The organism is Endozoicomonas sp. ALC013 (assembly GCF_049310205.1).
GTDB lineage: Bacteria > Pseudomonadota > Gammaproteobacteria > Pseudomonadales > Endozoicomonadaceae > Endozoicomonas.
This window is the reverse complement of sequence record NZ_JBLYNS010000084.1, coordinates 1-22,591: the sequence shown is the minus strand read 5'-3', so window position 1 is coordinate 22,591 and position 22,591 is coordinate 1. Positions and strand designations below refer to the sequence as shown.

Genomic DNA, 22,591 nt, shown 5'->3' with positions numbered 1-22,591 from the left:
GTCCAGCAGCCTACTGGCATTGAGAACCCGTTAATCGTGTGATTGAAATGTTCCCAGTCGTAAGCTTCCCCTTCAGGTTCCGATCGTGAACTGCCTTTTAAATCGAATATCGATCCACCGGGCTTTATCAACACATAGCCTGAACTAAACCGTGGTCAGCTATTTGTGTTCTAAACTACCTGACAATTTTCAGTTCTAACGCAGTATTTCTTGAAAGGTGTCATTTCTGATACCGGGTGTTTTTTTCTGTAAAGAATAGTTCAGCAGTCTGTAATCCAAAAAGAACCTGAAGGTTAATGGAGTGGCGGGATCTATGAACATTCAAAATAGTGGAAACAATGTACAATTGGGATCAGAGCGTAACTTGTCGGCCAAAAAGGCAAAATTGAAGCAACCGTTAAAGCCAGTGGATATGTGCGTTGAAGTACAATCCAGGCTGCATTTAACGTCACCCCGGATTCCGCTGTCTGACAATGCGAGAACTGTATGCTTACAGGTTTCACCAAACCTGAGGTTTTCACATTCCTTTGATTTTCGTTTTGTCGTTAATAATAATCAGGTTCGACATCTTTTATTTGCGCAAACCCATGATGAGCAGCAAGACGTAGTCATTCTTTCTCACCCCGATGATCTCTCGCAGGGGAACCTGCTCAGCCGCTTGAGTATTTCCGGGACCGGTCATCACTCGCTGAAACCGGGCAAGCTATTTGAAAATAACGAGCCTTTGACCCTGGTTATCGATATCCGAATGCTCACCAGTGACGAGCTGCCAAAACTTAATGATTTGCTGGATCCGGATAATCCTTGTCTGTTTGACCAGGTCACTCAGAAAAAACGTGCTCTGGGTGGACATGTTTCGCTGCTGGTATTGGCCAGTCATGAGCAGTTGGCGATGGTGGGGAAAAGTGACGAAGCACCGGGTGCGGATTTCTGGCGACGAATTAATCGACCGGGCAATACCTGGCAGTTTGACGCAGACAATAGCAATCACCAGACAATGGACATCGGTGATGTGTCACCGGTATTGGCTGAACTTCCCCCGGACAGTGCGATGGATGATGGCAATACCGTTATTATCCACTGTTATTTGCACAGTAATTGGCGACAGCTGTTTTTTGGTGGACCCGGGGTGGATAAGCAGGGGCGTATCCGGCACCTGCCAGGCAAATTTGAGCAATTGAAAACCGGGCAGCGGGTGATTCTTAAAGGAGCCGACTGGAGTAATCTGGCATTTGAACAGACCATTCGCCAACTGCTGGCGCAAAAGCGTTATGAGAGCAACGGTGCTGTCTGTATTCTGCCAGAAGATATTCAGTTTTACCGGATGCCGGTGGGAGATGGCGAGCTGCTATCGCTGTTGCAAATCATGGCTAACTCTGGGGATGCAAGACTTGCCAGTAACGAGCCACAAAACCCATTGATTATTAACCATGGCAATATTTTGGAATGGTTGGGGCCAATCAGTATCGGGCAGGAGGGTTTTGCGGTTCCTAACACCAGCTTGCTGGACCAGGTGAAGGCCGGTGACGTGGTGACAGTCACTTCACCTCTCAGTGAAGCGCTCTGGTTTCTGTTGCTGGGTGCACTGCAGAATATCCACCAGACCACAGGGGTAAAACCGAAGCTTCAGGTCGCTCATTCGCAGCGGCAACCGCAATCACTTGGGCTGACAGAAAAAGCCGGGCAACCCGAACTGGCCAGCAGTATTGGCGGTAAAGATAATAACGGGGATTACGCCCCCGTTAACACAGTGACTTATCAGCACAGTGCCCAGGCAAATCACTGGATTAATGGCCATCAGGAAATTCCCCTGGTGATACAGATCAATAGCCAGACCGGCTTCAGCCAGTTGTTTGACAATATCTTTATCACTTCGGAGCAAAAGGCGTATTTTGGCCGCTGTCAGAGCGGCTTGCAGGCAGCTTTGACCACGGGCAAGCCTGTGGTATTCCGGGGGCTGGAGAGTAATCCAAAGCTTCAGCAGCTGCTTGAGCCTCTGGTATCTGGCCAACCCCTGCTGGTTAACGGCATATTACAGGCTTACCCGAAAGCCTGTATCACAGTACTCTGGCCTGAGCTTGCCCAAAGCCCATCCCCGGTATGGAGCGCAATGATCGCCGCTGCAGAGTTGTGTCCACCGGTAGATATCTGGAATATCACCGCGGAACATCATGGTATGTCCCGGACTGAACTCCCGGAACAGGCGCTCGGGCAACTCTGCGAAGCTTTTAAAACCGTACCTGCCACCCTTTGTCATCCATTGCCTGAAATCACAGAAGGGTTGTTGAATAATCTGATATTGGCTGCCCGGCGGGCACAGCAGGTTGACCATGCACCGCATCTGCAACCCTGCCATTGGCGCAAAGCCATCGATAGCGTATTCAGCCATGGCACCCGGCAGAATCGGTCAGTTCGTGATTTTATGAAGGTGGCTTGCAGACAGCTATTGCCGGATACAGCGCACACTGCCTGGGTGGATCCTGATCGTTTGAATGCTGTCATTAACAGTGCCCAGCCGTTGGACAGGAGTTTTGTCCGCCTCAATGTGTGGCAACTGGCCAGGGCTTTTGGCCCGACTGTATTTGCCAATACTGTATTTGAACAACTGAACCTGTCCTATGAATATCCATTTCAAGCTTGCATGTCCAACGAATGTATGGATTGCCTCTGTGCCTTGATTGTCGCGCAAACGCCCCGGATGCAGCGAAGTTCGGTGGCTTTTCAGCTGCAGGTTGACCCACTGCAGGCAGAGCAGTACCAACAGTTAGCAATCAGGCCAGAAAATCAGATCAGGCGGTTGGAAGATGCGCTGGCTTCTGGCTGGCAGTTACGTCCACATTCAGCACAGACTCGATCTGATGTCATTCATACTCTGGCGATGGATTGTTATCGTGTTAGCCAGGAGAGCGTATCCAGAAATAGTGACCCAGAGCGTATTTCACGCCTGGAGCACCTATTGGTGCAATCACTTGAATGGCAAGGTTGCGCTCAGGCTCCACTTCAGGCGCTGGCCCATGATCTTTTTTACAGTTCGGTTAACCAGAAGGATCGGGAACTTCGTCGTTTATCCAGGCTCCATGACCGGCTTGAGGATTCCCCCGTCATTTTCCTGCAGGGAGAAACCGGGACTGGTAAAAGTTATTTTGCCGCCAAAACTGCCGAGGCGTCCGGATTGGCTTCGCTGATGTCTCTGGGCCCCTGCGACAGCGAACAGACCCTGATGAAACGCTGGCAATGGCGGGAACATACCGGCACCGGGGCTGGTGGTGACCGTTATATGGCATTACAAGACCGGGCGTTACTGGAATGGGCCAATACTCAACCCGCCGCTGCAGGTCATTATATTACAGTGGTTCTGGATGAGGCCAATCTGGCCAACACCGGATTGCAGGCTTCACTGAATGGTTTATGGGAACCGGCACCGTGCATCTATGTTAACGGTCACCCGGTCAAGGTGACTGCTCAGCACCGAGTGATTGTGACCGGTAATCCGGGCCATTACGCCGGACGCCAATTAGACCCAGCGCTGAAGGAGAAACTCCCCGGGGCATACTACCTTCCCTTAAATCGGGCTTTTCTCCGGGACCGGGTGGTTGAACCTGCTCTGCTAAGGCAGTTACAAAGGTATTTGCCAGAACCGCAAACAGACGACATTGTACGCAGCGCCAGTGACCGTGTGATGGTGCTTTGGCAATATTATCCGGAATTGCTGCCGGAACATGAGTTTACCCCCAGGGATTTGACCGATATCTGCAGCTGGGTGGGTTGGTATCTGGATCGTGCATTAGCCACCAGGCACAGACAGGGCAGCGTTACCCGTGAGCAGGTGGATGGGTTGATCTTGCAGAGTTTTCAGGATGTACTGGGCTCAGAAATGCCCGGGGTGAGTCAGGATGCCAGGACAGCACTGGAACTCTGGTTTTCTGCCCGTGACCAGGTAGACAACACTTTGAGAGACCTGGTACATAATCAGGTCCTGGAGGGTATACGAAACACTTTTATCCGGGCGACGTTACAAACCCGGCCTGAATTTGATACCTCCGGATCAGCGGTCAGTGAATTGGTGCAACGGCTTGGTCAGGATTTAAGCCGATGTCAGCAGGCGCATCATCACGTCCGACAACATCATGGTCGTCAGGCTACCCTGATTGAAGGCCCTGCCGGGCGGGGTAAGGATGTTACCCTGAACCTGTTGCTTGAAAGCTTCAAACAGCAGGTTGCACAGCGGGGAGAATCCATGCCGGAGGTATTTTATTGCAATGCCGGGGATTGCTCCTGGGACAGAGTGTGCGAAGCCATCCAGCGGGCGAAAGTCAATGGCGGCATCGTAGTCATTTCTGAATTGAATCTGATTGATAGCCAGCACCTGGAGGGGGAACTTAATGCTATTCTGGCCGGTGATGCTCATCCGGGTTTCCACCTGTTTGCCACCACCAATCCTCCCCGGTACAGTGGCCGAAAACCGTTATCACCAGCGCTCAAAGGACGTTTCCGCTATTTGCCTGTCCGACAATATAATCCGGCGGAACTGCTGGCCATTGTTGAAAAAGTGTTGCCACAAACGCCAGAGGGAAAGTCCGCAGCTGAATTGTTGACACAGTGGCACTGTCAACTGAGGGCCTGTTTGCAACAGCAAGGCCTGCCCTTGCAGCCCACCGGGCTGGATTTACAAAATCTGGCCAGGGCCGTCATTAAAGATGGAGACTTTACCGAAAATGCGCTCCGTCAACACATCAATCATCACTATCAGCTTTATTTTATCGCAGTCAGGGCAACCCTGGAGAAATTGCCAGAATTATCGGCTGTACCCATTGGCCAGCGGGGGATTGATCCTGTACTTTGCAATTGGTTTCACCACACCAGGGCTGGCTCTGATCGCCCCTGGTTGATACGTCGCAGCAATCTCAACCATATTGATGAACAGCACCATGAAATACACATCAAGGCTGACCTGAGTGATGCAGAGGCCCGAACGGAAATCATCAGGCGTGTGGCTCAGGTCCAATGGCTGGCTTCGGGTCTCTCCCCGAAACCGAAAGATGCGGATGATATTCTGACCCAGACTCTTTATCGATACTGGCAGCACTGCTGGTTTGATCACAGGTTTAATCAGACTGGGGTGGAGGCAAATACTGTTTTTACCCTGACGGATGCCCAAAAGCAAACCCTGAAAATGTCCATTAACCAGCCATATTTCCGGGAAGCTGACAAACAGATAAGTGCATGGGATGCCAACAAGGTTTTTTTGTGGCCTGCCTTTTGGCAGAAAATTTCACGGATAGTATCAAACCCCGTCAGACACTATTCCGGCAGTGGCAGAAAAAGGTCAGATTCTCACAGTTCCGGCGCGGAAGCGGTGGGACATAAACTGGCAAAAATTGAGGGACAATATCCTGGTGCTGTTTCAGCCAATAGTGGCGATACACACAACGCTCCGGGAAAGCCACTCTCTGAAGCTGCTCAATCTGCACCACGGGAAAATGCCAAAACAGAGGCTGCCACTATCTGTGCAAACGATACCCTGCCTCTTGATAATCAGGCAGAGCTACCCGCCAAAACGGTTCATTATCTGGATGTTGATACCGCTTATGAACACAGAGCGTTACGTCAGTTGGTGGAGAGAAAGATTTTTGCCTCTCGTGAAAGTCCCGGGATGTATCGCCTGGAGGTCTTTGATGTGGCTTTGAATAATCAGGGTAATGTTGAACTACGCAGTTTTAGCCCCGGGGCGCACGGTCTTGAGCTGGTGTTTCCTTCCACTCTGCCTGATGGAGAAGTAACCCTGGGCAGCGAGCAGAGTCTGGGTGTTCATTGCCTGCGGGTAAACAAGGATAAGTATTTTTACCTGCCAGGTCTGAACCCGGATGAAACTATCCAGGCTTTCCGAATAAAACCGTCTCTGGATTACCGGTTGATAAAAGACAGGTATACAGGTCTTCACATGGTGCGTTTTCCAAATGTCGGTGATGGTCAGGAAATAACAGTTAATTACGTTGTAGAAAAAAGAGTGACAGAAAGTTCGTGTAAAAAACCATCGGTCGAAACGTTGGATTTAGTGCAGCAATCTGGCGACGCGAGGTTAGACTGCACTGTTTCTGAACCCATGAAATTACAATTAACTGAATTCTTTAACGGCTTTGCAGCAGCTGATATGGCAGAGAATCAAAAGGAACAGATTCGTTGTATTCAGTCGGCAAAGATCCTGAAAGATCGCATTGCTGCAATAGCAGAGTATTGCAAAAATTTTAAGGGCTTAGAGAAGTATGAAGGTGGCGAAGGCTTTTTCCGCTTTCTGCTGTGGCGTCAACAGGGCAAGTGTCAACACAGAACGCCCATATTTGTGGCGCTCTGCCGCTATTTTGGAATTCCTGCACGCGCAGTAAGCGGTAAATACCACCTATATCCGGAGTATTCACTGGATGGCGGAATGAGCTGGAAGTCAGAGGATCTCGGAGGCGCTCCTGTACAGGTAAAACGAATCGAACCTGACTTTCAGCCTTTCAGGCAGGGAAGTGGTTCCAGCACCGAGTCAAAGAAGATTAAGGCGTTTCTGGAAAGTGCTGATCCAGAGCAACTGCAGCGCCTTGCCAAAGCTTATGGTCGGAGTGTCGAAGATCTGCACAAAGCCCTTGAGGCAGGCTGTGCATTACCAAATAAAACGCCAGGTACCAGCGAGGTGGTACAAAGGCTTTGGAAAGACAAAGACTTAACCGGTTTTTCTCTGGGAGTCTCAATTCTGGTAAAGAAAGAGACACTGAACTTTGAGGAATCTCGGTTGATTGGCAAGGTGTTTTGTAGGCATACCGTTACCTACTATAAACCGATGTCTGAGGCGGTGAGTCAAATATTGTCCAGCAGTAGTGAAGATCAGGTGACCGGGCTGCTCAAGGCGCTCTACTCAAAAACGGTTGTTCACAACCGTTATGGAGATCATGACGATTGGCTGGGTTCAATGGTGGATATACTGACAGAGAGTAATTTAGCCCACCCCCCAGTCATTCATTTTGCCGTTGAAGCATTCAAGGCGGGTTGGCTAAGACCCCCGCAAAGTTACCCTAGCAATATTGTTCCAGCTGGTAAGTATCATGACCTGATGGTACGTCTGGAAACTGTAAAGGAATTGAAGGCTCAGACCGTCAGTTACCTGGAACATTGGTATAAAGCATTGCTGACTCCGTTGGGGAATAGCCAGAATTGGCTGAGTCGTTACGATTGGGAACTGAAAGGAAACGATCATTTTTTCGTAACCCAAAGCTTTAATGGGGTTTCGCCATTCCTGGAAGAAAAAATCGACTGTTCGTCTTTACAGTTGTCCTGGACGAACAACCCTGAGGGCATTCCGGACATTGAGCGAATGTTGGTGCGAAAACCCGCTTTTCCACAATTTAACGCCAGTAAGACTGGCATTCGCCCGGTTATTATACTGGGTAAGCCTGAGTGGGCCTACACAGTTATCGCGGATGAAGTAGAAGCCCATTATTCATCAGAACCATGGCAGGTTATGGAAAAAAACTTCAGATTTAATCTGACATACGATCAATATCGCGCTGAAGTTTGTAAAGTATCCGGAAAACATACTAATAAAACTCACAGGAATGTTCGTCTTCCAGCGAAGCGGGAAGGTAGTCGAGATCAAAAAGAGTCTGAAGAGATTAATAAAAAAACCAAGGAAATCTTCGCAAGGTACATGCCAATTATAAATTCCCTCCGTGTGTCTGGTAATGACCGTTCAAGTGTCCCTGAAACTGTCGTTAAACAGGCTATTTACCAGGCATTCATTTATTACCTGTATCATATGACAAAAACCAGGGGCAGTCGTTTAACTTATTGTTTTCTGGAGGCCGATGTCGGACGCAGATATTCCAACAGATATGGTGCCCATGAGGTATCCTCACCGGAAGAGCTGTATGCCATGATGATTAAAACACAGAATAATTCTGCTCTTGAAAGATCTGTTAAGGCCCGTTATCTGAGGCAGGCACACAACTCGGGCAATGCGCTGGTGCTTAAATCTGAGGAATTAACCACCATTGCCAGGGAATTCCTGAATACGGTAAATTTTAAGTCGATTTATGAGTCACTGCTAAATGCCCGGGATCCTGTCGGATTTAAGCGTACTTAGCGAGGATTGCGAAAAATTGAGGATAAGTAACTGCTCAAAATTTGGTGGAAAGTCCCATTTCAAGACACCCAGATCAAAACTCAGGTAGACAACATTGAGTTATTTACGGTTCCAGTTGAACTACTTGTTCAATGTCTGATCCAACTCCTGAAATAACATTGACCAGACCAAGGGGGGAGTTATGGAGTCAATTAGCGGGCATTCCGGATTCTTCTACCAGCGATTTGATGGATCTGATTCTGCCATTTCTGAAGTAAACTGTGACAATCCCTACAATGAGCCCACACCGTTGGCGGCTTGCAGGGTCGGCGATCTCAATGTCCTGAAAAGGGAACTGCAAAAGGACCCCGCTGTCGTTTGCAAAGATTACCGCTGCGCAAAAACCGAAGATATGGTTTCCTTGCTGTTTGTTGCAGTTACTGAAAGGCACGTTGATCTGGTCCAGCTGCTGATCAGCAAAAATGCTGATGTTAACTATGTCACTCAAGTTGGTTGGACGCCGCTCAGTTATGCTGCGAAGGAAGGACATATTGAAGTGGTCCGGTTGCTGCTCAATAATGGGGCTGATATTAACCTGGCCTCCTTGGACGGATCCACGCCGATCAGTTATGCAGCGGAAGAAGGGCATGTTGAGGTGGTTCGGCTGCTGATCAACAAAAGGGCTGATGTTAACCTGGCTACTTCAGACGGATTCACGCCGCTCAGTTTTGCAGCGGAAGAAGGGCATGTTGAGGTGGTTCGGCTGCTGATCAACAAAAGGGCTGATGTTAACCTGGCTACTTCAGACGGATTCACGCCGCTCAGTTTTGCAGCGGATAAAGGGTATGTTGAGGTGGTTCAACTGCTGCTCGACCACGAGGCCAAGGTCAATTTGGCGACGAACAAGGGCACTACGCCGCTCTCTTTTGCTGCACAAAAAGGGCATGTTGAGGTGGCCCGGCAACTGATTGAAAAGGGTGCTGATGTTGATCAGGCTACTATAAAAAAGGCCACGCCACTCTATTTTGCCGCCAAGCTGGGTAACAATAAGATGGTTCAACTGTTATTAGCCAATGGTGCAGATCCAAACAAAAAAGCGGAAAGATTTCGACTGTGGTTTTTTTCGATCACCAGGTCACCTCGTGCCGCTGCCCGACGTGATCATGGAAATAAAGAAACGGTGGATATGATAAGGGCAGCCAAAGCCCTGAAAAAAAGAAACATTGTTCGATCCAGTGAATACTCACCACTGCTTGCTGGTCAATTTCCATCTTTTGGTTCCATTCGACAAGATCTATAGCGCCAGAATAATAAGTGCAGATCAACGACAGCACACTTTAAAGGAACATTGTTGCCTGAAGGGGCAGGCCTTTGGGTGGCCAGCTGGTCACGCCGGATGCGGCGGTTGAGGACTATGAACGCGGTAGTTGGTTGCAATAAAGCAATATTTTTTATTGGTGTATTTATCAGAGGATTCATTATCATTACCGGATTGCCATTCAGGACCTCCTTCTCCCATGACAGCACAATTTATCCACTTACGGGTGCATACCGAGTTTTCCCTCAGCGACGGGCTGGTGCGAATAAAACCGTTGATCAGCGCGATTTCCGGCTCTGGCATACCGGCGGTGGCGGTGACCGACCAGTCCAATCTCTGTGCGCTGGTGAAGTTTTATTCGGGGGCCATGGGCGCAGGCATAAAGCCCATTTGTGGCGCTGACCTCTGGGTGGAAAATCCGGCGGACAAGTATGCACCGTCCCGTCTGGTGTTGCTGTGTATAGATGAGCAGGGTTATCACAATCTGACCGAGCTGATCTCCCGGGCGTTTATGGAAAATCAGCACCATGAAAAAGCACTGGTTAAACGGGAGTGGATCATGGCTCAGTCAGAGGGCCTGATTGCGCTTTCCGGTGCCAGGGAAGGTGAGATTGGCCGGGCACTGTTATCGGGCAAAAAGTCGCTGGCGGGTGAGTTATTGCAGGAGTGGATGGGGGCGTTTCCTGATCGCTTCTACCTGGAACTGCACCGTACCAACCGGGCTGGGGATGAAGAGTGCGTTCATGGTTCCGTGACTCTGGCGGCAGAATTCAACTGTCCGGTGGTGGCCACCAATGATGTGATGTTTATGACCCGGGATGATTTCGAAGCCCATGAGTCCAGGGTCTGCATCGGCGAAAGTGTGGTTCTGGATGATCCCCGCCGGGAACATCGCTACAGTGAAGAGCAGTACCTGAAGTCTGAACAGGAGATGGCTGAACTCTTTGCGGATATTCCTGAAGCACTGGCCAACTCCGTTGCCATTGCCCAGCGCTGTTCTATTAATGTCAAACTGGGTGAGTACTTTCTGCCGGAATATCCCGTGCCAGAAGGTAAAACCATGGATCAGTTTTTCCGTGAATTTTCCCATGATGGCCTGACGGAGCGACTGGGATTTCTATTTGATACTTCGGCACCGGACTTTCCGGAAACCGAAAAAATCTACCGGGACCGACTGGACTTTGAGCTGAACACCATTTTGCAGATGGGATTCCCGGGGTACTTCCTGATCGTTATGGACTTTATCCAGTGGTCTAAAAATAATGATATTCCTGTTGGCCCCGGACGAGGTTCCGGTGCCGGATCACTGGTGGCCTATGCCCAGAAAATCACCGATCTGGACCCGATCAAATACGACCTGCTGTTTGAGCGATTCCTGAACCCTGAGCGGGTGTCGATGCCCGACTTTGACGTTGACTTCTGTATGGAAGGCCGGGACCGGGTGATTGATTATGTGGCCCGGACCTATGGACGCGATGCGGTTTCCCAGATCATCACCTTCGGTACCATGGCAGCCAAGGCGGTGGTGCGGGATGTGGCCCGGGTTCAGGGTAAGTCCTACGGTCTGGCGGATCGCCTGTCGAAAATGATCCCCTTTGAAATCGGCATGACGCTCGGTAAGGCCTATGAACAGGAAGAAACCATTCGGGAGTTTCTGGAGTCCGATGAAGAGGCGGCGGAAATCTGGGAGATGGCGCTCAAGCTGGAAGGGGTCACGCGCAATGTCGGTAAGCACGCCGGTGGTGTGGTGATTGCCCCCACCAAGTTGACGGACTTTGCACCGCTTTACTGTGATGAGCACGGTAAAGGGGTGGTCACCCAGTATGACAAGAATGATGTGGAATACGCAGGTCTGGTGAAGTTCGACTTCCTGGGCCTACGCACGCTGACCATTATTGACTGGGCCCTGAAACTGATTAACCCCCGCCGGGCGCAGCGGGGTGAAGAGCCTCTGGCCATTGAAGCCATCGACCTTGAAGACAAAAGCTCTTACGACATGCTGAAGCGAGCGGAAACCACCGCCGTCTTCCAGCTGGAATCCCGTGGGATGAAAGATCTGATCAAACGTCTCCAGCCCGACTGCTTTGAAGATATTATCGCTTTGGTGGCCCTGTTCCGTCCGGGTCCGCTGCAGTCCGGAATGGTGGACAACTTTATTAACCGTAAGCATGGCCGGGAGGAACTCTCGTTCCCGGATGCCCAGTATCAGCACGAGTGGCTTCAGCCTATTTTGCAGCCCACTTACGGCATTATCCTGTATCAGGAACAGGTGATGCAGATTGCCCAGGTGCTGGCCGGTTACACCCTGGGCGGTGCGGATATGCTGCGCCGGGCCATGGGTAAGAAAAAGCCGGAGGAGATGGCCAAGCAGCGGGCGGTGTTTGAAGAGGGCGCTATCAGCCAGGGCGTTGATGGTGAGCTGGCCATGAAGATCTTCGATCTGGTGGAGAAGTTTGCGGGCTATGGCTTTAACAAATCCCACTCGGCAGCCTACGCCCTGGTTTCCTACCAGACGCTGTGGTTGAAGGCTCACTATCCATCGGAATTTATGGCGGCGGTCATGAGCTCCGATATGCAGAATACCGATAAGGTGGTGACCTTTATCGAAGAGTGTCGGGATATGGGCCTGACCGTGCTGCCGCCCAGCGTGAACAGCGGCGAATATATGTTCGGTGTAAACGACGATGGGCATATTGTCTATGGGCTGGGGGCCATCAAGGGCGTGGGTGAAGGCCCGATTGAGGCGATTGTCCGGGCTCGTAAAGAGGGTGGTCCATTCAAGGACCTGTTTGACTTCTGTGAGCGGGTGGATGCCAAAAGCATCAACAAGCGGGTGCTGGAGGCATTGATCAAATCCGGGGCGCTGGACCTGCTTGGGCCGGTCCCACAAAAGCCGGAACAGCTGAATTTCAATCGAGCCGTGCTTGAGGCGAGTCAACTTGAGGCGATCAAAGCGGCGGACCAGGCGGCCAAAAGCCTGGATTCCGGTCATATGGATATGTTTGGTGCCCTGGTGCCCGCCGGCGAAGAGGCTGTTTACGACACCTACCTGAAAACCAGCGAATGGACCGATAAGGTTCGCCTCGGTGGCGAGAAGGATACCCTGGGGCTCTATCTGACCGGTCACCCCATTGATGAATACGAAAGTGAAATCCGGCACTTTATCCGCAACCGTATTAAAGACCTTCAGCCTGCCCGGGGCGATAGCCAGAATATCGCCGGGCTGGTGGTGGATATGCGGATCATGAAAAACAAGAAAGGGGACAAAATGGCGTTTGTTACCCTGGATGACCGCACCGGCCGGATTGAGGTGTCGGTGTTTGCCGATGTGTTTGGTGAGTATCAACACCTCCTCCATAAAGACGCGGTGCTGGTGGTGGAAGGGGAAGTCACCTTTGATGATTACTCCGGTAGCCTGAAAGTCCGCTCGAAGAAAGTGATGAAAGTGGTGGATGCCCGCAGCCATTACGCCCGTCGTCTGGTTCTTGAGGTTTCCCATGAACAGATTGATGGTCATTTTGAACGAAAATTGTCGTCCATGCTGGGCGGGCAGCCGGGTCGGCTGCCGGTCAGGATTGATTACCATCGGGACGATGCCCGTGCCAGCCTGATGCTGGGTGAGCAATGGCTGGTCAACCCCAGTGATGAATTGGTGCTGGAACTCCGGCAGTGGCTTGGCAAAAATGCGGCTAACGTTGAGTATGCCTGAGCAAGTGCTTGGGAATTGGGGTATGAAACGGAAGCTGTGGGTTTTGTGCAGTTTCCCTTTTTCGATGGAATAGTAAAATCAACTTTCCTAGAACTTTCATTGGCGTATGAGGTCTGACTTTTCGATCAGGTAAACTCACCGGTTTTCCTGGTTGCAGACTGCACCGGGCTTAAGGGCTGCCTGAATGCAAATGGTCATGTACCTGGTGAAATTTTTATGAGAGGAATTTTTATGACTCCTGTTAAAGCTCGCTCACCGATGTTGCCGAAAGAAGCCAACCAAGAGGCTACAAAAACAGCCGATCAGGGAAAGTTTAACGATCGCTCCACTACCGTTGTTAGCAGGGCTCCCGCCTCGATAACACAGGATCCTGGTTCCACTTCTGGTGGCAATACGGCTGAATCTCAAACAAGGACAATTGCAATAAGACTGGCAGAGACTGAGGCTCTGCCAGCCAAAAATGATCAGCTATGCCCCGATACCATCAAAGCGAAGACAGTCCCGGCTGATCTGATATTTCGGAAAATGGAAAAACCAATAATCGAGAACCCTGAATCAACGCCTGTCCCACCGGTAGCCTACTTCCGGCGTGCAGATGGGACATTGGGCGAGGTGGATTTCACGGAACTCGGAAATACCCTGAAAGAGGTTACCGGTGCGTTTGTTTTCAAAAAATATCATGCCGGTGAATATCATCTGAATTGGGGAAGAAGTTTTTCCGGGTTGTATGACCCTTATTCAATCCATGCGGGTCAACTTGATAATGGCAGTTTTTTCCTTCATGCATTGAAGCCTGAGCTTTGTGATCGGCTATTTACACTGGATACCGCTCGCCAGCAAATCCGTTACCTGGGGGATGATGATTTCACACCCGGCCCCGGGGAGCATGATGACCATTTCTCCCTCTATTGCGGAACCACCTATGGTGAGGCAATGGCAGCTTTTGAGCTGGCTTGCAAGGGCACCGACATAGCCAATTGCATCAGGCCACTGCTGGGATGGTCTGACGCTGTTGGCGCAAAGATGGGGCATCAACCGAAAGTCCTGGGTTTTCAGGCAGAAGCCATGGAAATGCCACAGGTAGTCCCAGACCCATACTGGGAGAAGATGGCGGAGTGTGATATGTCTTTATTCTGATGCGACTGGGCTAACTGCAGCCCTGCCTGTCCCGTTGCCCGTTGTAACTTCCGGGCATTGCGGGCCGGCTGGCTACCGGGGGGGCGCAAAATGTACCCACGGTGGAGGTTCCTCCTTTATTGTCCACTACAGGCAGTGGTTCCAGCTTTTCAAAAGGGGACATCCTATTCTCGTATTGCTTTTCTGCAGACTTCCAGGTCGACCAGCTGTTGAACTGTTTACAGGTAATTACGCTTTTTAACTCGACTTTACGGCGGTGTTTACGTATTTTGATCCTTATTTACTCTCCGGCCATGATAAGTGGACTTCATGAACCCGAATTACCTGGACTTTGAACAGCCAATTGCTGAACTGGAAGCCAAGATAGAAGAGCTTCGGCTGGTCAGCAGCGATGCAGAGCTGAATATTACTGAAGAGATTGCCACACTGCAGGATAAGTGCCGCAGTCTGACGGATGCCATTTTCAGCAACCTTTCTTCCTGGCAGGTGGCCCAGCTGGCCCGGCACCCCAGAAGGCCCTACACGCTGGACTATATTCGCCATATTTTCACCGAGTTTGATGAACTCCATGGCGATCGCCATTTTGCCGATGACCCCTCCATTGTGGGGGGCATGGCCCGACTGGATGGTCGACCGGTGATGGTGATTGGTCATCAGAAGGGGCGTGAGATCGAAGAGAAAGTTCGCCGGAATTTCGGTATGCCCAAACCGGAAGGTTACCGCAAAGCCTGTCGCCTGATGGAAATGGCGGAACGTTTCAAGATGCCCATCCTGACCTTTATTGATACGCCGGGCGCATACCCCGGTATTGGTGCCGAGGAACGTGGGCAGAGTGAGGCGATTGCCTACAACCTGGCGGTGATGTCCCGCTTGAAAGTGCCTGTGATTTCCACGGTGATCGGTGAGGGCGGTTCCGGTGGTGCCTTGGCCATTGGGGTTTGTGATCATCTGGTGATGATGGGGTATTCAACCTACTCTGTTATTTCCCCTGAGGGTTGTGCCTCCATTCTCTGGAAAAAAGCCGAGTACGCTTCTACCGCCGCAGAAGCCATGGGGGTAACTGCCGGGCGTTTACAGGAGTTGGGCCTGGTGGATACCCTGGTGGCAGAGCCATTGGGTGGTGCACACCGGGATCCTGAAGCAGCGGCTGCCAGTTTGAAAGCAACACTGGTGGATCAGCTGAACATTCTCTCGGAACTGGACAGCGATACCCTGCTGGAAAATCGTTACCAGAAAATCAGGGATTTTGGGGCGCTTTGATTGCGAAAACGATGGCAAAAACCAGCGCAGAGATCACTTCCTGTCACCCGCTCAGCCCTGAGTGGGTGCTTGATCAACTATCTTCAAGCCTGCAGTTACCGGTATCTGAATGCCCTGTCACGGTGGCATTCAGTGGCGGTGTTGACTCCACCGTTTTACTCCATTTGCTGGCCTGCCTGCGTGATCGGGGAGATATTGCTGATGTGGCTGCTGTTCATGTTCATCATGGTTTGAGCCGTTACGCTGATCAGTGGGCTGAGCACTGTCAGTCGGTATGTGAACAGTGGCAGATACCGCTGACCATCGCCAGAGTTTCTCTGGAAAATGACGGCTATGGTCTGGAGCAGGCGGCCAGGGACGCTCGATACCAGGTATTTATCAATGCCGTGGAAGAGGGTGGCTGTCTGTTGCAGGGGCATCATCGGGATGATCAGGCAGAGACGGTTCTGCTCAGGTTATTCCGCGGGACCGGGGTTGATGGTGTTCAGGGGATTCCGGAACAAAGGTCCCTGGGCAATGGGCTGTTGTTACGGCCCTTACTGAATGTGGCCCGAGCATCCATTGAAGCTTACGCCCGGACAAATAACCTCCGATTTATTGAAGATGACAGTAATACGGATGAACGCTTCTCCCGCAACTTTCTCCGTCAGCGACTGATTCCCATGGTGGAAGAGCGCTGGCCGGGTGCGTCGGAACGATTGGTCGAATTTGTGCGGGATGTGGGGCAGATGAATCAAACCGTGCAGCAGCAAACTGTCGAACAGTTGGCCCTGTGTATTGATTATCGCCCGCAATGGCTGCTTGACCGGCAACCGCTGATGAATCTGGCAACGCTGCAATCCCTTGATGCCGGTTCCCAGCGTCGAGTGGTTCGCCAATGGTTGAAACAGCAGGGCATACAACTGCCCTCCAGAGACACCCTTGAACAGATCTTTGATGAAGTGGTTGAAGCTCGAATCGACGCCGAGCCGCTGCTGACAGTGGCACCTCGCTTTACCCTGACTCGCTACCAGCAAATGCTGGTGCTGCTGGATGAAGACGTGAATTTGCAGGCATTTGAGCCCATGGTATGGGACTGGCAGAAAGAGCCAATCGTGGTGTTGGGAGACCGGTCGCTGATCTGCAGTGCTAAACAGGAGCACAGTGGTAACGCCATCCGACTGCCACAAAAACCATTACTGTTAAAACGCCGTTGTCATATATCAGGGGATGAAAAGTTTGCCATTACCGGGCGGCAAGGTCGAAAAACACTGAAAAAATGGCTGCAGGACTATAAAGTGCCACCCTGGCTGAGAGAATATCTGCCATTGGTGTTTGATGGTGACCAAATGGTGGCTGCTCCCGGTCTCTGGGTGTGTGATGGCTATTATGCCAACGAGAGTGATGGTTTAGCTCTCCATTGGTAACAGCCATCCGTCTTTGTTTTACGGGTTATTGTCGTTTGAGTTACCGTTCTCTAATGCCTCCAATGCCCGCAAACGTTCTCCCTGATCTCTAAAGTAGTGACTATTTTCAGCAACCCGGGACACCGTATCGTATGGATGTTGTAATTCGTTAAAATTAAACACAGGGTTCGGGTCATTGTGACCATTTTGATGGATTGGAAAAACGTCAGAATCCTGATATTGACGCCATAATTCCCATCGGTGAATCTTGGCAAAACGCTGTTTCTTTGCCTGGTAATTTTCCAGCCAGTGTGCCGAGTCAATATCCTCTTTTTGCTTGAAACTATCGATCATTTTGTGGGTCACTTTGACGAGTTGGCGATAGCGAACGTGGTACCATTTCTCCTTGAGCATTCGGGCAGCCAAAGCGCGAAATTCGATGAGTATCTCTTGTATCAGCTCTTTGCTTCCGGGCTCAGGGTAGCTGGCATCGACGACTTGTTGTAAGCAGGTTAAGCGCTTCTTCAATGCGCTCTTATCGATGCTGGCTGTCCACTTTAATCGACGGAACGCTTTATGTTCATCCACAAGATCTGAGAGTAGGGCTTTTTTCAAGGCTTCACGGTCTTCTGTGATGTTGTTTTGAACCAGCTGAATTTTTTTCTGCAGGGGCAGACTTTTTAGTAAGCCGTAGACGTTACTTGGGTGAAGGACGTAATCAGAGCGATCGCTTTCGTCAGGTTGTTTGGATAGATTGGTAATCATGTGTTTCGTCGGCGAAAGAACAGAGGTCAGTGTTCCAATCTGATGTTTTTTTAATCCGTACGTTCCGATAATGGGTAGGCTATTTCTTGGTAGCGGTAGATCTTCGTAGTTATAAACGACGGTAAATCTTTTTTCAGGCCACTTATTTCGCAATTTTTTTGCCTGTTTTTTTGCTGCTTTTATCAGTCTGTCCTCGGATGATCTCATAGTGCGGATGTAGTTCTCTACTAACGTTTTCCTCGCGCGTCCGCTGAGGTTTGCAGCAAGGTCTTTTTCTGGATAAAACAGCTCTTCCCTGACTTCTTCTGGCCCCACGATGTAGCTTCTGACGCCGCTGTTGGCAGATCGGAATAAATCGCAGGGCGGAAGGGATTTTACACAGGTATCGTCATTGTTCAGAAAAACAATGGTTTTGTCTTTAAAGTGATCAACTAACGTGACGCCGGTATCTGCATGTACCCCGGTCGCGGGCAACGGTGCAGTGTCGGTTTCGACAGCTGGATGCCCTTCGGTTTCCCTGGATTGCAGCTCATGGAACAGGCTTATCCCATTGTTGAGCGAGCTGTTCCAGGTGGCAAAAGTCAGTCCAAGTCGCTCGGCCAGGGCTTCCCATTGATTCCATTCTGGCAAAGAAGTGTTGGCGTTGGTAACTAACAGAAAATCTGCATCAGGATTGTACTGGTAACCCTCGGCAAGCTGAACTTGAAACACTCTTCGTTGTACCACTTCCACCAATTGGGGATCTGTCGGGCAATCTAAACGTCCCAGTTCGAGTTCTGCGAATAGTGTGACTTTTGTGTAAAGGTGCTGTGCAGGATTGCTGAAGGTGATCGAACCTGAAAGTCTGTCCTGACCATGGGGAGGAAGTTCATTGATCGATTTCGTGAGCCCCTGGTTACCGCTGAACGGTACACCATCTCTACTGTAAAAAGTTACGTCGGCGCTTCTCGTCTGGCCATTATTGGTATCTGCGGTGTCTGCGGTATCTGCGGTATCTGCGGTATCTGCGGTATCTGCTGTAAAGTGCAAGTTGAGCAACCGCTGTTGGCTGCCCTGCAAACCAAGGGCTTTCGGAGAAATATTGTTCACTTTTACCGACAGCAGTGCTTCTTCATCGCGGCTGATTGATTTGCTCCCTTCTATCGTATCGATATCCGCTGGATATCTTACGGGAAACCTTATTTGCTCTGTGGCTACTTTTGAGAACTGTCGCTCAACCCGTCCAACAGTGGCGCTAAAGTTGGCGACACCCGTTTCATGCAGCGGCTCACCTGTGGGTATTGTTTGAGGTCTATTAATGGTAAATTCCAGGCGATTCTGTGGGTGAACTTCCTGGCCAGGCGGTATAGCGCAAGGGAGGTTGAAAACAGAGCGGGGGTTGAAGCTGACCCATTTATTATTCACCATGCTCATTCTGATGGGTTGTTTATTGGGTGTTGGCATGTCACCGGTATTAGTGACTGACAAATCAACAGAGACCTCTTTGCCGGGTTCGAAAAAACCATTGCCGCCAGGCTTTTTTGCCAGCAGTGTGGAGTCTGTAACGGACAGGTCATAAGGCCCGGTATACCGGTTGTTGCCCACAGCAATATGAAAACTGCCAGAGTTTCCGCAACGTCCATCAGGGGCGTTACGCCCGACTCGTCCCCGGAGGCCGCAGGGGCCATCAAATCCTCCCGGATTAAAACGGAGTGTTATGCGGCTTTGGGTCTGCCCGCTTGAGTCGGTGTAGATCTCAGTATCGGGATACCAGCATGATTCCCCACCTTTTCCTCCGTCTCCTCCCAGGCCACCGTCTCCGCCTTTTCCACCCCGGCCTTGTGTGCCACCCCGAACGTCAGGAATGTTGGTGAGCATGAGCAAATCGGTTTGCGAAGGTGCTACTGTGAGGGTTACTTTACCGCCATTGCCACCATCGCCACCCCGTGCGCCATTGCCACCATTGCCCCCGGTGCCGCCTTGACCTCCGTTTTCACCCCACAGAAATCTGTTGGCATTTCTCCCCTTTTTCCCGGTTAGCCCTTTGCCCCCATCACCGCCGTTGCCCCCATGGCCTGCATCACCGCCACGGGCTTCAAGAAAGATTGATGTTTTTCTATCGAACAGGCTTAACTGAAGTGATGTCCCGTTCCCATTAATCAAAACACCGGCATTATTGGTTGACAATGCGACATTCAGTTCGCGAGCGTTTTGGCCGTGTTCTCCCTGAGCGCCGTCCTGCCCGCGATAACCGCCGAATTTACCGTTTGCACCGCAGGCTCCATTTTTGCCGACGGCTCCGTTGGTAACGTACCTTAAAGTGTTCCCGGAATGTAAAGGAGACATAAATAGATCCCAGCGTAATTGTGAGTGTGATAGTCAGCTTATTGTTATGGTCTGACCATGAACTGCCGGTTTTTTATCCCCGGCGCAAATAAAAATGAGTGGTCGATCTGATATCAGAGTGAGTGACCGCCTCGGTGATTGGCACGAAGCATTTTTTAAGGGGTGTATTGATGCAATAACGGTTTTACGTTCACTGCCGGTTTTGGTATCCTGATATCCCATCTTGAGACTCTCTTTTCACCCCGCTTTTATTATATTCACAGCAGGTAAGCATGACGCGTTATATTTTCGTCACCGGCGGTGTTGTTTCTTCGTTAGGCAAAGGCATCGCATCGGCATCTCTCGCCGCCATTCTTGAGGCACGTGGTCTCAAGGTGACGATGCTCAAGTTGGACCCTTATATCAACGTCGATCCGGGTACCATGAGCCCTTTTCAGCATGGCGAGGTTTTCGTTACCGAAGATGGTGCCGAGACTGACCTGGACCTGGGGCATTACGAGCGTTTTATCCGAACCACCATGAAGCAGGGTAATAACTTTACTTCTGGCCGGATTTACCAGGATGTTCTGCGTAAAGAGCGTCGTGGTGACTATCTCGGTGGTACGGTACAGGTTATTCCGCACATCACCGATGAGATCAAGCGCCGGGTGGTTAATGGTGCGGGCGATGCGGATATCGCCCTGGTGGAAGTGGGTGGGACTGTGGGTGATATCGAATCCCAGCCATTCCTGGAAGCCATTCGTCAGTTGAAGGTAGAGCTCGGATTTCAACGTGCCATGCTGATGCACCTGACCCTGGTGCCTTACATCAAAACCGCCGGTGAGACCAAGACCAAACCAACCCAGCACTCTGTTAAAGAGCTGCGTTCGATTGGCCTTCAGCCAGATATCCTGGTGTGTCGCAGCGAACAGTACATTGATGCCTCGGCCCGCCGCAAGATTGCCCTGTTTACCAACGTAGAAGAGCGTGCGGTTATCTCCCTGGAAGATGCGGACAGCATTTACAAAATTCCTCGGATGCTCCACGAGCAGAGTCTGGATCAGATCATTGTGGATCGCTTCAACCTGGGCTGCCAGCCAGCGGACCTCTCTGAGTGGGACGATGTGGTGGATCGTGAGTTTAACTACTCCGAAGAGATCACCATCGCCATGGTGGGCAAATACATGGAACTGCTGGATGCCTATAAGTCGCTGATTGAGGCGATCAAGCATGCCGGTCTGAAAACCCGTACCAAGGTCAATATTCGTTACATTGACTCTGAAACCACTGAACAGGATGGTCTATCTGCCCTGGAAGGGGTATCTGCCATTCTGGTGCCCGGTGGCTTTGGTCACCGTGGTGTGGAAGGCAAGATTCAGACCGTGCGCTATGCCCGTGAGAACAAGATTCCTTTCCTGGGTATCTGCCTTGGCATGCAGGTGGCGGTCATTGAGTACGCCCGCCATGTTGCCGGTCTGGCAGGGGCGAACAGTACGGAATTTGATCGTCAGGCGGCCCATCCGGTGGTGGGTCTTATTACTGAGTGGATCGACGCTGACGGTATGGTTGAAAAGCGTGATGAAGGTTCTGATCTGGGCGGCACCATGCGTCTGGGTGCCCAGAACTGTAACCTGGTTGCCGGTACACTCTCCCGTGAAGCCTATGGCCAGGATGTTATTACCGAGCGCCACCGTCACCGTTATGAAGTGAATAACCATTACGTTGAGGCACTGGAAGAGGCGGGTCTGGTCATTGCCGGTCGCTCAGAAGACAACAGTCTGGTAGAGATCGTTGAGGTTGCCGACCATCCATGGTTTGTCGCCTGTCAATTCCACCCGGAATTTACCTCAACACCCCGGGATGGCCATGGTCTGTTTTCTGCCTTTATTCATGCAGCGCAGGCTTTTAAGCACGCTTCTCACTGAAGCCAATTGTTGATACCTGCTTTTGCAGGTTTTTTTCTGGAACGCCTGAAGGAACGTTTGTGAAAAGCAAAATTGTTGATGTCAATGGCATTCAGGTCGCTAATGACCTGCCGTTTGTCCTGTTTGCCGGGATGAACGTGCTGGAATCAAGAGACCTGGTCATGAAAGTGGCGGAAGAGTATGTACGGGTTACCGAAAAGCTCGGTATTCCCTATATCTTCAAGGCTTCCTTTGATAAGGCTAACCGTTCTTCAATCGCCTCCTACCGTGGTCCGGGCATTGATGAGGGGTTAAAGATTTTTCAGGAGCTGAAAGCGACCTTTGGTTTTCCGGTGATTACTGATGTCCATGAACCTCATCAGTGCCAGTCTGTGGCGGAAGTGGTGGATGTGATTCAGTTGCCGGCGTTTCTGGCCCGCCAGACGGACCTGGTCGAAGCCATGGCCAAAACCGGTGCTGTCATTAACATCAAGAAGCCGCAGTTTCTCAGCCCCGGCCAGATGGGGAATATTACCGATAAATTCCGTGAAGCGGGCAATGACCGTTTGATCCTCTGTGAGCGTGGTGTGAACTTTGGCTATGACAACCTGGTGGTTGATATGCTTGGCTTTCATACCATGAAGCAGGTGAGCGGCGGTGCACCGGTTATCTTCGATGTGACTCATTCGCTGCAGTGCCGTGATCCAA

The 22,591-nt window shown here is 50.9% G+C and carries 9 protein-coding genes; 8 read left to right on the top strand and 1 reads right to left on the bottom strand.

Annotation, left to right across the window (positions count from 1 at the left end):
* Positions 1-313 precede the first annotated feature (313 nt).
* The 6 genes from ACO6V1_RS15145 (at position 314) to tilS (ending at position 16,931) form a co-directional block, all read left to right on the top strand.
* On the top strand, positions 314-8,122 hold the full coding sequence (locus ACO6V1_RS15145) for an AAA family ATPase (protein ID WP_422467478.1): 7,809 nt from the start codon (positions 314-316) through the stop codon (positions 8,120-8,122).
* 181 nt (positions 8,123-8,303) lie between these two features.
* On the top strand, positions 8,304-9,401 hold the full coding sequence (locus tag ACO6V1_RS15140; RefSeq protein WP_422467477.1) for an ankyrin repeat domain-containing protein: 1,098 nt from the start codon (positions 8,304-8,306) through the stop codon (positions 9,399-9,401).
* Positions 9,402-9,618: 217 nt separating this feature from the next.
* Positions 9,619-13,128: a DNA polymerase III subunit alpha gene (dnaE, locus tag ACO6V1_RS15135; RefSeq protein WP_422467475.1), complete on the top strand. Its 3,510-nt coding sequence runs from the start codon at positions 9,619-9,621 to the stop codon at positions 13,126-13,128.
* Positions 13,129-13,359: 231 nt separating this feature from the next.
* On the top strand, positions 13,360-14,265 hold the full coding sequence (locus ACO6V1_RS15130) for a hypothetical protein (RefSeq protein WP_422445331.1): 906 nt from the start codon (positions 13,360-13,362) through the stop codon (positions 14,263-14,265).
* Between the two features lie 309 nt (positions 14,266-14,574).
* Positions 14,575-15,525 carry an acetyl-CoA carboxylase carboxyl transferase subunit alpha gene (gene accA, locus ACO6V1_RS15125; protein ID WP_422467473.1) on the top strand — a complete coding sequence of 317 codons (951 nt, stop codon included), beginning with the start codon at positions 14,575-14,577 and terminating at the stop codon, positions 15,523-15,525.
* Positions 15,522-16,931: a tRNA lysidine(34) synthetase TilS gene (gene tilS, locus ACO6V1_RS15120; protein ID WP_422445327.1), complete on the top strand. Its 1,410-nt coding sequence runs from the start codon at positions 15,522-15,524 to the stop codon at positions 16,929-16,931. Before accA ends, tilS begins: the two co-directional genes overlap by 4 nt.
* 18 nt (positions 16,932-16,949) lie before the next feature.
* Here tilS and ACO6V1_RS15115 read toward each other — a convergent pair whose 3' ends face one another.
* Positions 16,950-20,000: a hypothetical protein gene (locus ACO6V1_RS15115; protein ID WP_422467471.1), complete on the bottom strand. Its 3,051-nt coding sequence runs from the start codon at positions 19,998-20,000 to the stop codon at positions 16,950-16,952.
* Positions 20,001-20,272: 272 nt separating this feature from the next.
* On the opposite strand from ACO6V1_RS15115, the gene ACO6V1_RS15110 reads away from it, so the two are divergent.
* Positions 20,273-21,904 (top strand): CTP synthase, encoded by a 1,632-nt coding sequence (locus tag ACO6V1_RS15110; protein WP_422462813.1) that lies wholly within the window; start codon positions 20,273-20,275, stop codon positions 21,902-21,904.
* A gap of 59 nt (positions 21,905-21,963) precedes the next feature.
* On the top strand, positions 21,964-22,591 hold a 628-nt coding region (gene kdsA / locus ACO6V1_RS15105), incomplete at its 3' end, for a 3-deoxy-8-phosphooctulonate synthase (protein ID WP_422467469.1).